At 73.6% G+C, this 12,775-nt stretch carries 15 protein-coding genes; 7 read left to right on the top strand and 8 right to left on the bottom strand.

From position 1 onward, the window contains the following. Positions 1-75 precede the first annotated feature (75 nt). Together JQN83_RS18285 and JQN83_RS18280 are read left to right on the top strand one after the other, a co-directional pair. Positions 76-1,089 carry an alpha/beta hydrolase family protein gene (locus tag JQN83_RS18285; RefSeq protein WP_208568341.1) on the top strand — a complete coding sequence of 338 codons (1,014 nt, stop codon included), beginning with the start codon at positions 76-78 and terminating at the stop codon, positions 1,087-1,089. Then, positions 1,059-2,021, top strand: coding sequence for an alpha/beta hydrolase family protein (locus JQN83_RS18280; RefSeq protein WP_208568340.1), 963 nt, complete (start codon positions 1,059-1,061; stop codon positions 2,019-2,021). The genes JQN83_RS18285 and JQN83_RS18280 overlap by 31 nt, the downstream gene beginning before the upstream one ends. A 58-nt stretch (positions 2,022-2,079) precedes the next feature. On the opposite strand, the gene JQN83_RS18275 is transcribed toward JQN83_RS18280, so the two are convergent. From JQN83_RS18275 to JQN83_RS18265, 3 genes are all read right to left on the bottom strand, one after another. After that, positions 2,080-3,042 (bottom strand): zinc-binding dehydrogenase, encoded by a 963-nt coding sequence (locus JQN83_RS18275; RefSeq protein ID WP_208568339.1) that lies wholly within the window; start codon positions 3,040-3,042, stop codon positions 2,080-2,082. A 98-nt stretch (positions 3,043-3,140) separates the two neighbouring features. Continuing rightward, complete coding sequence (locus JQN83_RS18270; protein ID WP_208568338.1) at positions 3,141-4,319, bottom strand: NAD(P)-dependent malic enzyme; 1,179 nt, start codon at positions 4,317-4,319, stop codon at positions 3,141-3,143. A 147-nt stretch (positions 4,320-4,466) separates the two neighbouring features. Beyond that, complete coding sequence (locus JQN83_RS18265; RefSeq protein WP_307799415.1) at positions 4,467-4,817, bottom strand: S24/S26 family peptidase; 351 nt, start codon at positions 4,815-4,817, stop codon at positions 4,467-4,469. Positions 4,818-4,901: 84 nt separating this feature from the next. On the opposite strand from JQN83_RS18265, the gene sodN reads away from it, so the two are divergent. The 3 genes from sodN to JQN83_RS18250 are packed head-to-tail and all read left to right on the top strand — an operon-like array spanning position 4,902 to position 6,264. Then, positions 4,902-5,306 carry a superoxide dismutase, Ni gene (gene sodN, locus JQN83_RS18260; RefSeq protein WP_091241196.1) on the top strand — a complete coding sequence of 135 codons (405 nt, stop codon included), beginning with the start codon at positions 4,902-4,904 and terminating at the stop codon, positions 5,304-5,306. Then, positions 5,303-5,863: a GNAT family N-acetyltransferase gene (locus JQN83_RS18255; protein WP_307799413.1), complete on the top strand. Its 561-nt coding sequence runs from the start codon at positions 5,303-5,305 to the stop codon at positions 5,861-5,863. The genes sodN and JQN83_RS18255 overlap by 4 nt, the downstream gene beginning before the upstream one ends. Continuing rightward, complete coding sequence (locus JQN83_RS18250; RefSeq protein ID WP_208568337.1) at positions 5,860-6,264, top strand: ATP-binding protein; 405 nt, start codon at positions 5,860-5,862, stop codon at positions 6,262-6,264. Before JQN83_RS18255 ends, JQN83_RS18250 begins: the two co-directional genes overlap by 4 nt. 32 nt (positions 6,265-6,296) lie before the next feature. Here JQN83_RS18250 and JQN83_RS18245 read toward each other — a convergent pair whose 3' ends face one another. Next, complete coding sequence (locus tag JQN83_RS18245) at positions 6,297-6,686, bottom strand: hypothetical protein (RefSeq protein ID WP_208568336.1); 390 nt, start codon at positions 6,684-6,686, stop codon at positions 6,297-6,299. A 42-nt stretch (positions 6,687-6,728) separates the two neighbouring features. Between JQN83_RS18245 and JQN83_RS18240 the strand changes: the two genes are divergently transcribed. Both JQN83_RS18240 and JQN83_RS18235 read left to right on the top strand, forming a co-directional pair. After that, complete coding sequence (locus JQN83_RS18240) at positions 6,729-7,679, top strand: diacylglycerol/lipid kinase family protein (protein WP_208568335.1); 951 nt, start codon at positions 6,729-6,731, stop codon at positions 7,677-7,679. Between the two features lie 442 nt (positions 7,680-8,121). Next, positions 8,122-8,379 carry a WhiB family transcriptional regulator gene (locus tag JQN83_RS18235; protein ID WP_067311984.1) on the top strand — a complete coding sequence of 86 codons (258 nt, stop codon included), beginning with the start codon at positions 8,122-8,124 and terminating at the stop codon, positions 8,377-8,379. Positions 8,380-8,518: 139 nt separating this feature from the next. Here the strand turns inward: JQN83_RS18235 and JQN83_RS18230 are convergent, their stop codons facing one another. The 4 genes from JQN83_RS18230 to JQN83_RS18215 form a co-directional block, all read right to left on the bottom strand. After that, complete coding sequence (locus tag JQN83_RS18230; protein ID WP_307799439.1) at positions 8,519-9,295, bottom strand: sirohydrochlorin chelatase; 777 nt, start codon at positions 9,293-9,295, stop codon at positions 8,519-8,521. A gap of 86 nt (positions 9,296-9,381) precedes the next feature. After that, on the bottom strand, positions 9,382-10,161 hold the full coding sequence (locus JQN83_RS18225) for a phosphoadenylyl-sulfate reductase (RefSeq protein ID WP_208568334.1): 780 nt from the start codon (positions 10,159-10,161) through the stop codon (positions 9,382-9,384). Next, positions 10,158-10,316, bottom strand: coding sequence for an IS1 family transposase (locus tag JQN83_RS18220; protein ID WP_208568333.1), 159 nt, complete (start codon positions 10,314-10,316; stop codon positions 10,158-10,160). The genes JQN83_RS18225 and JQN83_RS18220 overlap by 4 nt, the downstream gene beginning before the upstream one ends. Beyond that, positions 10,313-12,034: a nitrite/sulfite reductase gene (locus JQN83_RS18215; protein ID WP_208568332.1), complete on the bottom strand. Its 1,722-nt coding sequence runs from the start codon at positions 12,032-12,034 to the stop codon at positions 10,313-10,315. Before JQN83_RS18215 ends, JQN83_RS18220 begins: the two co-directional genes overlap by 4 nt. Positions 12,035-12,775: the final 741 nt, after the last annotated feature.

The following is a 12,775-nucleotide window of genomic DNA, read 5'->3' as shown; positions in this document are numbered from 1 at the left end:
ACCGACCGGGGTGGTGACCACCATCGGTCCGGACGGCGGGGCCGGACCGGGCCACCGACCACCTACCGTGCAGGCATGGGGGTGAGGCGGCTGTGCGCCGTGGTGCTGGCCGCGTTGCTCGCCGGTTGCGGCCCGGCCACCGCCGCCACCGATGCACCGCCACCGCCGGCCCGGCACGCCCCGGAGCAGGCCCTGCCGGTCGCGGTCCGCACCCTCACCGTCGACCCGTCCGGGCCGCGCCCGCTGCCGGTGACGCTGTGGTACCCGACCGAGCGGGGCCGGGTCGCCCCGGGCCGGTTCCCGGTGGTGGTGCACAGCCACGGCCTGCGCAGCCTGCCCGAGCTGCACGCCGCGCTGGCCACCCGGTGGGCCGCCGCCGGTTTCGTGGTGGCCGCGCCGACCTACCCGAACACCAACCGGTGGGCGGCCCGGTTCAGCCGCGCCGACGTCCGCAACCAGCCCGCCGACGCCTGGCGGGTGATCCGGCACCTGGTCCGGCTGGACGCCCGTGCCGGTGACCCGCTGGCCGGGCACCTGGACGTCGGCCGGTTCGCCGCGACCGGCCACTCGGCGGGCGGCTTCACCACCGCCGGCATGTTCACCTCCGGTCACCCGGCCCGGCTGCGCTCCGGTGTGATCATCGCCGGGGGCGGGCTGGCCGGTGCCTTCGCCGGGCCGGCCGCCCCGCTGCTCTTCGTGCACGGCACCGCCGACCCGGTGGTGCCGTTGACCGTCGGTCAGGCCGGTTACCGGCGGGCGACCGGCCCGAAGGGGTTCCTCAGCGTGCTCGGGCAGGGCCACGGCGAATACCTGACCCCGGGCCGCCCCGGCTTCGCCGAGGTCCTCGCCGCCACCACCGACTTCCTCCGGTGGACCCTCTACGACGACCGGGACGCCGGCCGCCGGCTGCGTACCGGCACCGCCCGTCCCGGCGTCACCACCCTCGACGACCGGTGGGCCCTGACCGGCCGGGGCCGGGGCGGGTCGGCGGGCCGACCGTCCCGCCGGGGCGGGCGTAGCCGGTCGGGTGGCCCGGCGGGCGAGGCACAATCGGGTTCATGTCCCGTCGCCGCATCCCGGTCCTGCTGACCGCCGCGCTGCTCGCCGCCGGCCTGGCCGGCTGCTCGACGCAGGCCCCCGACCGCGCCGTCGCCCCACCGGAACCGCCGAAGACCAGTGCGCCGGCACCGCGCGTCCCCGCCGGCACCGCGCCGGCCGAGGCGTTCGCGGTCGGCGTACGACAGCTCAAGCTCAACCGGGGCGGCGACCGCCCGCTGCCGGTGACCCTGTGGTATCCGGCCCGGGGCACTGCCGGCGAGGCGGCCCGGCGCGACGCGACGGCGGCGACCGGACGGTTCCCGGTGGTGGCGTTCAGCCACGGCCTGGACGGGCGGCCGGTCGACTACCAGGTGCTGCTGACCCGCTGGGCGGCGGCCGGTTTCGTGGTGGCCGCGCCGACCTTCCCGCACACCGGCAAGGGCACCGACGGCAGTGTCCTCGACGTGCTCAACCAGCCCGCCGACGTGTCGTACGTGCTGGACAAGGTGCTGGCCCTGGACGTGAAGGCCGGTGACCCGCTGCGCGGCCGGCTCGCCACCGACCGGGTGGGCGCGGCCGGCCACTCGGCCGGTGGGGTGACCACCATCGGTCTGTTCACCACCGGCCGTGACGAGCGGCTCAAGGCCGGGGTGGTGCTCGCCGGGACGGGGCTGGGCGTGGGCACCGCCTTCGCCGGGGCCGCCGCCCCGCAGCTCTTCGTGCACGGCGAGGCCGACGAGGTGGTCGACTACGCCGCCGGCAAGGCCGTCTACGACGCGGTGCCCTGGCCCAAGGCGATGCTCAGCCTGCCCCGGGGTGACCATGGTCGGGCGCTGCTCGGTGACGGCCCGGCCCTGCGGGTGGTCGCCGACACCACGATCGAGTTCCTCCGCTGGTCCCTCTACGGCGACGAGGCCGCCAAGGGTCGACTTCCCGCCTCGGCGGCCCGGGGCGACGTCGCCGTCCTCGACGACCGCCTCTGACCGCGCCGGTCGCCCGACCGGCGGCCGGCCCCACGGGCCGCCCGACACCGCCGGGCGGTCAGGCGGTGTGGTCGACGACGACCTTGCCGAAGACCTCGCCGGAGCGCAGCCGGGCGAAGGCGTCGGCCACCCGGCTGAACGGGACCACGCTGTCCACCACCGGGCGCACCTCGTGTTCGGCGCAGAAGGCGAGCAGCTCGGTCAGCTCGTCCGGGGTGCCCATGGAGGTGCCGAGGATCTCCAGCTGCATGGCGAAGACCCGGCGCAGGTTCACCGGCGGCAGGTGGCCGGAGGTCGCGCCGGCGACCACGATCCGGGCCATCGGAGCGGCCGACTTCAACGAGTGGTCGAAGGTGGCCGCACCGACCGTCTCGATGACCACGTCGACCCGCTCCGGCAGCCGGGCACCGGGCTCCACCGCGGTCGCCCCCAGCGCGGCGACGCGTTCCCGCTTGGCGGCGTCGCGGCTGGTGGCGTACACCCGCTTGCCGAGCGCCAGGCCGAGCGCGACCGCCGCGGTGGCGACGCCCCCGCCGGCCCCCTGCACCAGCACCGCCTCGCCGTCGGCGATCCGGCCCCGGGTGGTGAGCATCCGCCAGGCGGTGAGCCAGGCGGTCGGCAGGCAGGCCGCGTCGGTCGCCGACAGGCCCGCCGGCAGCGGCAGCAGGTTCATCCGGGGTACGGCCACCCGCTCGGCGAGGGTGCCCTGGTAGTGCTCGGAGAGGATGGAGACCCCGCGCGGGTCGCCGGGGGTGGGCAGCACCGGGTAGATGACCACCTCGTTGCCGTCCGGGTCGGTGCCGGCCGCGTCGCAGCCGAGGATCATCGGCAGTTGACCGTCGGCGAGCCCCACGCCCTGTAGCGACCACAGGTCGTGGTGGTTGAGCGAGCTGGCCCGCACCTGCACCGTCACCCAGTCGTCGGCCGGGTGGGCGGGCTCGGGACGGTCACCGACGGTGAGCGCGGTGAGCGGGTTGTCGGCGTCGAACCGGGAGGCATAGGCGGCACGCATGATCCGCACCGTAACAGCGTAACGATCGTTCATGAAGGGTCCGGGCCGTCGGCCCGGACCCTCCACACCTGCTCGGGGGCGCGTCGTGCGGCACGCGACCGGTCGGTTCAGACGCGGGCGACCCCGTCGTGGCGGGCCGCCTCGGCGACCGCCGCCGCCACGGCCGGGGCGACCCGGGGGTCGAGCGGCGACGGCACGATGGCGTCCGCGCTGAGCGACCCGTCGACCACCCCGGCGATCGCGTCGGCGGCGGCCACCTTCATCCCGTCGGTGATCCGGGTGGCCCGCGCGTCCAGCGCGCCCCGGAAGACCCCCGGGAAGGCGAGCACGTTGTTGATCTGGTTGGGGTAGTCGCTGCGCCCGGTGGCGACCACCGCCGCGTGCCGGGCGGCCACCTCCGGGTCGACCTCGGGGGTCGGGTTGGCCAGCGCGAAGACGATGCCGCCCGGGGCCATCCCGGCGACCGCCGCCTCGGCGATCCGCCCGCCGGAGACGCCGATCAGCACGTCCGCGCCGCGCAGCGCCTCGGCGACGTCCCCCCGGCGGCCCTCGGCGTTGGTGGTCTCGGCGAGGTGCGCCTTGGTCGCGGTCAGGTCGGTACGGTGCGGCCCGATGACGCCCCGGGAGTCGCAGACCACCACCCGTGCGGGGTCCACTCCCCCGGCGACCAGCATGTGGGTGACCGCGATCCCGGCGGCACCGGCCCCGCTGACCGTCACCCGCAGGTCGCCGAGCTTGCGGTGCAGCAGGGTCGCCGCGTTGCGCAGCGCCGCCAGCACGACGATCGCGGTGCCGTGCTGGTCGTCGTGGAAGACCGGGATGGGCAGCATCTCGTCGAGCCGCCGTTCCACCTCGAAGCAGCGTGGGGCGCTGATGTCCTCCAGGTTGATCCCGCCGAACGACGGGGCGAGGGCCCGCACCGTCGCCACGATCTCGTCGACGTCCTGGGTGTCCAGGCAGATCGGCACCGCGTCGACGTCGGCGAACTGCTTGAACAGCACCGCCTTGCCCTCCATCACCGGCAACGAGGCACGTGCGCCGATGTTGCCGAGCCCGAGGACGGCGGAGCCGTCGGTGACCACCGCGACGGTGTGCGACACCCAGGTGTAGTCGTCGGCCAGGGCCGGGTCGGCGGCGATCGCCTCGCACACCCGGGCCACCCCCGGGGTGTACGCCAGGGAGAGGTCCTCGCGGGTGCTCAGCGGGACCGTCGGGGCGACGGCGAGCTTGCCGCCCCGGTGCAGCAGAAAGACGGGATCAGCGGGATCCACGGTGGACGCAGACATGGTGACTCCAGGATCTGTCGAGCAGACGGAGCGGCCGGCGCGAGGGCGCGAGGTGAGGCGGAGCGGCGACACGCGGTACGCGGTACGGGGGTCACCCGGGCACCTCCCGAGCATAGTCAGCCGACCCGTACCGGGTTGTGAGGAGGGTCATATCGGCGTGGTCGCCAGCCGGCCGGGGCGGGGCCAGTAGCGCAGCACCACCCGGCCCAGCACGTCGGCCACCCCGTACGCCCGGGAGTCGTCGGTGACCAGCGCGTTGTCACCGTGCAACCACCAGCCGCCCTCCTGGGGGCGGACGGCACGCTTGACCACCAGCAGTTCCGGGCGGCTCCGGAAGACGGCCACCACCACGTCACCGGGGCGGACCGGCCGACCGCCCCGCCGGACCAGGACGGCGTCGCCGTGGCGCAGGGTCGGCGACATGGACGGCCCGGTCACGCCCACGGCGGTGAGCGGGGCGGACAGCCGTGGGGGGGAACCGGACCCGTCGACCGTCACGAGGTTTCCCCTCCGCCCCTGCCGGGGACGTGCTCAGGAGTAGTGTCGGCTCGGATCATCGCAAACATCCCATGGAGGACCCTGATGCGACTTGCCCGCATCCTTTCACCCCGTGTGACCGCCAGCGCGCACTGCGACCTGCCGTGCGGCGTGTACGACCCGGCGCAGGCCCGGATCGAGGCCGAGTCGGTCAAAATGATCTGCGAGAAGTACCAGGCGAACACCGACCCGGAGTTCCGCACCCGGGCGATCCTGATCAAGGAGCAGCGCGCGGACCTGGTCAAGCACCACCTGTGGGTGCTGTGGACCGACTACTTCAAGCCGCCGCACTTCGAGAAGTACCCGCACCTGCACCAGCTGTTCAACGAGGCCACCAAGGCGGCCGGCGCGGCCGGCGCCAAGGGTGCGACCGACCCGGCCAAGGCCGACGAGCTGCTCCAGAAGATCGACGAGATCTCCAAGATTTTCTGGGAGACCAAGCAGGCGTGACCGTGCCCGCCACGGCACCGACGATCCGGCCGGCACGTCCTGAGGACGTGCCGGCCGTCGTCGCGATGGTGCACGAGTTGGCCGACTACGAACGGGCCGCCGACCGGTGCCGGCTCACCACGGCGCAGCTGGACACCGCGCTGTTCGGCCCCGCACCGGCCCTGTTCGGGCACGTCGCCGTGGACGACGACGACCAGCCGGTCGGCTTCGCGCTGTGGTTCCTCAACTTCTCCACCTGGGCCGGTGTGCACGGCATCTACCTGGAGGACCTGTACGTCCGCCCGACCCACCGGGGCACCGGGGCCGGTCGGGCGCTGCTCGCCAGCCTCGCCGGGATCTGCGTCGAACGCGGTTACCAGCGGCTCGACTGGTGGATGATCGACTGGAACCCGGCCGCCCGGTTCTACGCCTCGATCGGGGCCGGGCCGATGACCGAGTGGGTGCCCTACCGGCTCGACGGGGCGGCCCTGCGCGCGCTCGCCGCGGTAGGGGTGACGTCGGCCACGCGTCCGGATGCCCGGCCGGGTAGAGTCCCGGACCGGGGGGATGAGGCGTGACTCAACTGACCGGCCAGCCAGCGACCGACGACGACGTGGTGCACCTCACCGTGCCCGCCGACGGCGGCTACCTGGGCGTACTGCGCACCGCCACGGCGGGCCTCGCGGCCCGTCTCCAGTTCGCGCTCGACGAGATCGAGGACCTGCGCATCGCGGTGGACGAGGCGTGCGCGATGCTGCTCGCCATCGCCACCCGCGACGCCGAGTTGGAGTGCCGCTTCGCGGTCACCGAGGACGCGCTGACCGTCGAGGTGACGGTGCCGACCGTGCGCGGGGCCGCCCTCCCGGGCGAGTCCTCGTTCGCCTGGAAGGTGCTCACCGCGCTGACCACGGCGGCGGCGGCCGAGTCGACCGACGGCCGGGCCACCATCTCACTGCTGACCCGCCGCTCCGGTTACTGAGCCCGCCGCCGGGCGCGGTGTCACCGGGTTGGTCAGCCGAAGCCCAGGGCCTTCGTGGTGGGTGGGCTGACCAGCAGCGCGCAGACGCCGAGACCGAGCACCATCAGCGGCACGCCGAGCCAGCCCAGCCCGCCGGAGATCATGAACCAGCCGACCGGCAGCAGCATCAACTCCAGCACCATCGCCGGGGCGCGGGCACCGGCCCGTCGGCGGGCCAGCGCCCCACCCAACGCCCAGAGCGCCGCCGCCCCGCCGACGGCGAACCCCGTCACGAAGAGTGCCGAGACCAGGTCGGTCCGGGTGGCGGTGAGGTCGGCCCAGACCAGCCAGCCGGCGAGTGCCGCCAGCGCGACGGCCTCGGCCCGCAGCAGGCGTACCGCCCAGCGCAGGGTGTCGGGAACCGGCGCGGAGTCGATCGTCACGCGGGCCACGATACCCCCGCCCGATCACGTAAAGTGCCGGCCATGCGGGCCGTCCTGGTGGTCAATCCGAAGGCCACCACCACCAGCGAACGCAGCCGGGACGTGCTGGTCCGGGCGCTGCGCAGCCAAGTAGACCTGTCGGTGCGGTACACCCGACGTCGGGGTCACGCCACCGACCTGGCCCGGGAGGCCGCCCAGGAGGGCGTCGACCTGGTGGTCACGCTCGGTGGTGACGGCACCGTCAACGAGGTGGTCAACGGCCTGATGACGGCCGATCCGCCGACGATCCGCACCGGGGGCTCCCCGGCGGAGCGGTTGCCGGCGCTGGCCACCGTGCCGGGTGGTTCGACGAACGTCTTCGCCCGGGCCCTCGGGCTGCCCCGGGAGTGGGCGGACGGCACCAGCATGATCCTGGAGGGGCTTCGGCTGGGCCGGTCCCGCACGATCGGGCTGGGGCGGGCCGACGACCGCTACTTCACCTTCTGCGCGGGCTTCGGCCTGGACGCGGCGGTGATCCACCGGGTGGAGCAGGCCCGGCGACGGGGCCGGGTGTCCTCGCCGTCGCTCTACTTCCGTTCCACCCTCAGTCACTACTTCCTCGGTGCGCACCGCCGGCATCCGGCGATCAGCCTGGAGCGGCCCGGGGAGCCGGCCGAGGGCGAGCTGGGCACGGTGATCATCCAGAACACCGCGCCGTGGACGTACCTGGGCGACCGGGAGGTCAACCCGAACCCGGAGGCGTCGTTCGATCTCGGGCTGGACGTGCTGGCGCTACGTCAGCTGCGCGTCGCCAGTACGACACGGACAGTGACTCAGTTGCTGTCCCGACACCCCGATCCGCGCGGCAAGCAGGTGCTGCGGTTGCACGATCTGGAGGAGTTCACGCTGGTCTCGGCCCGTCCACAGGCCTTCCAGCTGGACGGGGACTACCTCGGCGAGCGACACAAAGTCAGATTCACCTCCGTTTCCGGCGCACTGAGAGTAATCTGCTAGGTCTCGGGTAACGCCCTAGGTCGAGCGGTCGGGACACCGCGCGGCGCGGTGGCCGCCACACCGAGGAGGAGTGCCGGAAATGTCAGCAATGTCACGCGGACTGTACTATATTGATCCTCGACTGTGGTACGCCGGGTAACAGGGAAGCCTGAGAACCCGACAAAAGGGTCGTGAGCTTGCTCACCGAGCGGAGTTTTTCCGAGCGTCACCCCTTGACATCGCGTTCGTTCGTGAAAGTATTCACAAGCGAACTTGAGTTACCGGGACATTGCCAGGACATGCTCGGCCGGTTGAGCAGTTCCAGCAGGCCCAGGCGCTGAACGAGTCTGCTCACGCAATGCTGAATAGTCGTACGCGAACCGTGACGACCGGCACTGCGGACGCAAATAAGAAAAGCACCAGCGTTATCTGCCATCCATCCAGAATGAGGAGTGTTGCCGCCATGGACTGGCGTCACAATGCCGTCTGCCGCGACGAGGACCCGGAGCTGTTCTTCCCGATCGGGACGTCCGGCCCGGCTGTTCTTCAGGTCGAGCAGGCCAAGGCCGTCTGCCGGCGCTGCTCCGTGACCGACCAGTGCCTCCAGTGGGCACTGGAGTCCGGTCAGGACGCCGGCGTCTGGGGCGGGATGAGCGAGGAGGAGCGCCGCGCGGTCAAGCGCCGTGGCGGGCTCCGGGTGCTGCGCGCTCACTCCGCCTGAAAACCATCACACGCTGTTCGCCCCGGCCGGGTTCACACCCCGCCGGGGCGTTCTGCTTTCCACACTCTGCGTGATCAAGCGGACCGAAATGCCGGTGTCGGCGCAATCACGGAAAGTAGCGCCGGGGCAGTGACGCACATCACTCCGCAGCGGTGGCGTCGACCCGGCGCAGCACCAGGTCGACCAACTCCGGCGAGTCGTCCAACGGCCCGCTGACGGCCACCGCACCCGCCCGGTCGGCCGCCGCCACCACCGAGTCGTGGAACAGCCCCGGGGCCAGGAAGTACGCCACCACCGCCACCCGACGGGCACCCGCCCCGCGCAGCCGGGTCACCGCCACGTCGGCGGTCGGTGGGGCCGCCGAGGCGTACGACACGGTGCAGGGCACCCCGAAACTGTCAGCCACGGCGGCGGCGACCCGCCCCACCGAACCACGGGCCCGCGCATCCCGGGTGCCCGCCGCCGCCAGCACCAACGCGTCCACCGGCCCGGGTCGGGCCTCGGCCAACCGGCCGGCCAGCCCGGCCAGCAGCCCCGCGTCCACCGTCCCGTCGGCCGGACCGAGCACGTCGGTCACCCGTACCGTCAGCCCGGGCGCGACCTGCCGGGCCGCCGTGACCGCCGCCGGGACGTCCACCCGACGGTGGTAGGCGGCGGTGAGCAGCAACGGCACCACGACCGCCGTCCGGTGACCGGCGGCAGCCAGCCCCCGCAGCACCTCCGTCGGCCCCGGATCGGTGTGGTCCAACCAGCTGGGCAACACCGGGGTGCCCGGCCGGGCGGCCTCGACGGCACCGGCCAACGCCCGGGTCGCCGCCGCCGCCCGCAGGTCCCGGCTGCCGTGCGCCACCAGCACCACCGGCACCCCGGAGCCGGGCCGCGCCGCGCCGGACGCGACGGCGGCACCGGGCCGCACCACGGCGGGCGCGACGGCGGCACCGGACAGGCCGGTGGCCGGCGTGGTGAGTCCCACGCCGGCCACCGGAACGCGCTCCGGGCCGGTCAGAGGTGCAGACCGCACTCGGTCTTCTCGAACATCGCCCACCGGCCGGACCGGGGGTCCTCCCCCGCCTTGGTCCGGCGGGTGCACGGCCAGCAGCCGATCGAGCCGTAGCCCCGGCCGAGCAACTCGTTGACCGGGATGTCGTAGCGGGAGATGTAGGAGTCCACGTCGGCCTGCGACCAGGCGGCGATCGGGTTCACCTTGACCTTGCCGCGCCGGGGGTCGAACGTCACCACCGGCGTGTTCGCCCGGGTCGGCGACTCGTCCCGGCGCAGCCCGGCGGCCCAGGCGTCGTAACCGGACAGGGCCCGCTCCAACGGCTCCACCTTGCGCAGCTGGCAGCAGTCGTCCGGGGAGCGGTTGAACAGTCGGGGGCCGTACTCGCCGTCCTGCTGGCCGACGGTCTGCCGGGGCCGGATCGAACGCACGTTCACCGGCAGGCGGCGGGCCACCTCGTCGCGGACCCGTAGCGTCTCCGGGAAGTGCAGCCCGGTGTCGAGGAAGACCACGTCCACCCCGGGGGCGACCCGGGACACCAGGTGGGCGAGCACGGCGTCGGCCATCGAACTGGTCACGCAGAACCGGTCGCCGAAGGTGTCGGCCGCCCAGCGGGCGATCTCCAGCGCCGGGGCGCCCTCCAGCTCGCGGCCGGCCCGCTCGGCCAACGCCCGCAACTCGGCCGGGTCACGCCGGGCGGGGTCACGGCGGGCCGGATCGGTCAGCTTCGGGCCGCCGGAACCGACCAGGCCCAGGCCCGTGGCGGACAGCAGGCGGGTCACCGGGCCACCGCCCGACTCAGCAGGCCGTTGAACTTCACGGTGAAGACCCGGGCGCAGGCGTGGCACTCCCAGGCGCCGTGTCCGGCCTCGTTCGGCCGCAGGTCCTCTTCGCCGCAGTACGGGCAGTACAGCGGCGCGGATCGGGTTTCGCTCATCGGAGTTCCTCCTCGTCGACCCTGATCACCCAGTTGGCGAACGTCTCGCCCTCGGTCCGGCCGGCCAGGTAGCGGCGGGCCAGTCGTTCCACGTACTCGGGAAGCTCGTCGGCGGTGGTCTTCAGGCCGCGCAGCTTGCGGCCGAACCCGGCGGTCTGGCCCTGGGCCATCCCCAACCCGCCGCCGAGGTGCACCTGGAAGCCCTCCACCTGCCGGCCGTCCGGGCCGACCACCAGCTGGCCCTTGAGGCCGATGTCGGCGACCTGGGTGCGCGCGCAGGCGTTCGGGCAGCCGTTGAGGTGGATGGAGATGTCGGCGTCGAAGTCGCGCAGCCGCTCCTCCAGCCGGGCCACCAGCTCCTCGCCGCGCGCCTTGGTCTCGACGATGGCCAGCTTGCAGAATTCGATGCCGGTGCAGGCCATGGTGCCGCGCCGCCAGGCCGACGGCCGGGCCTCCAGGCCGATCCCGCGCAGCTCGTCGACCAGGGACTCGGTCCGCGCCGGCGGCACGTCCAGCACCAGCAGCTTCTGGTACGGCGTGAGCCGCACCCGGCCGCTGCCGTGCGCCTCGACCACGTCGGCGAGCTTGGTCAACTGCCCGCCGGAGACCCGCCCGACCACCGGGGCGGCCCCGACGTAGTTGAGCCCGTCGCGCTGCCGGTGCACGCCGATGTGGTCGACCGGCTTGTCGGGCAGTTGCGGGGCCGGGCCGTCGAGCAGGGTACGCCCCAGGTATTCCTTTTCCAGCACCTCGCGGAACTTCTCCACGCCCCAGTCGGCGACCAGGAACTTCAGCCGCGCGCGGTTGCGCAGCCGGCGGTAGCCGTAGTCGCGGAAGATGCCGACCACCCCCGCCCAGACGTCCGGTACCTCGGCCAGCGGCACCCAGACGCCGAGCCGCTTGGCCAGCATCGGGTTGGTGGACAGGCCGCCACCGACCCAGACGTCGAAGCCGGGGCCGTGCTCCGGGTGCTCCACCCCGAGGAAGGCGATGTCGTTCGCCTCGTACGGGGTGTCGACCAGCCAGGAAATCGTGGTCTTGAACTTGCGGGGCAGGTTCGAGTACGCCTTGTCGCCGACGTACCGGCTGACGATCTCGTCGAGCGCGGGGGTCGGGTCGAGCACCTCGTCCTCGGCGACCCCGGCGACCGGGCTGCCCAGCACGATACGGGGGCAGTCCCCGCACGCCTCGGTGGTCTGCAGGCCGACCGACTCCAGCCGACGCCAGATCTCCGGCATGTCCTCGACCCGGATCCAGTGGTACTGGATGTTCTGCCGGTCGGTGATGTCGGCGGTGTCCCGGGCGAACTCCCGGGAGATGTCGGCGATCACCCGGAGCTGGGCCAGGGAGAGCTGGCCGCCGTCGACCCGGACCCGGAGCATGAAGAACTCGTCCTCCAGCTCGTGCGGCTCCAGCACGGCGGTGCGCCCGCCGTCGATTCCGGCCTTGCGCTGGGTGTAGAGGCCCCACCAGCGGAACCGGCCGCGCAGGTCCTGTGGGTCGATGGAGGCGAAACCACCGTGGGCGTAGATGTTCTCGATCCGGGCCCGGACGTTCAGCGGGTCGTCGTCCTTCTTGATCCGCTCGTTGGGGTTGAGCGGCTCACGGTGGCCGAGGGCCCACTGTCCCTCGCCACGGGGACGACGGGGGGCACGGGTGGCGGGAACGGCGGTGGCCGTCGGGGTCCCGGGACGGGCCGGGGTGCTGCTGACCGCCATCGCGGCGTCCTCCGTTGTCTCTGCGGTGCCTCGGTGGGAGCGCGCTCGCGGCGGCAGCCGGCCCGGGAAGGGCCGAGGACAACGGTGTCGGAACGGCCGGCGCGGAACACGCGCCCGAGACGAATGAGTCGGGCGTCGTCAGTGGGCCGGACAGATCGCGCTGCGCACGCGGCCGTAGTCGACGTGGCGACGGGCCACGAAGCGGCGGACGACAGCGGCGGTCATGCAGCCATGCTCCCACACCCTGCGGAGGTGGGCCAATGACCACGTGCGGGATCCCACATCACGGGCCGCATCCCCACCGTCACCGCCCCTGCCCGCCTCCCCGCCTCCTGCCCGCCTCCCCGTCCCCAGCCTGCCCTCTGCTCCGCCCGCCCTCCCCTGCCCCGGCCTCCCTTGCTTCATCCCGCGCTTGTTCCGCCCGCCCCACAGCCGGTCACGGCCCACGCCCTCGGAATTGCCTATGCCTACGGACGCCGCCTGCTCTTCGCCCGGACCCTCCGGTTACGTCGCCCAGCGGGCTGGCAAGGGCTGGCGGGCTGGCGAGGGCTGGCGGAGCTGGCGGGCCGGCGGGCCAGCCCCGCCAGCCGGCAAGGGGGTCGGTGGGCCAGCGCGGGGGTCGGTGGGCCAGCGCGGGGGCCGGTGGGCCAGCGCGGGGGCCGGTGGGCCAGCGCGGGGGCCGGTGGGCCAGCGCGGGGGCCGGTGGGCCAGCGCGGGGGCCGGTGGGCCAGCGCGGGGGCC

The sequence above is a fragment of the Micromonospora antibiotica genome (assembly GCF_017599305.1).
GTDB lineage: Bacteria > Actinomycetota > Actinomycetes > Mycobacteriales > Micromonosporaceae > Micromonospora > Micromonospora antibiotica.
This window is presented reverse-complemented; position numbering and strand designations above follow the sequence as displayed.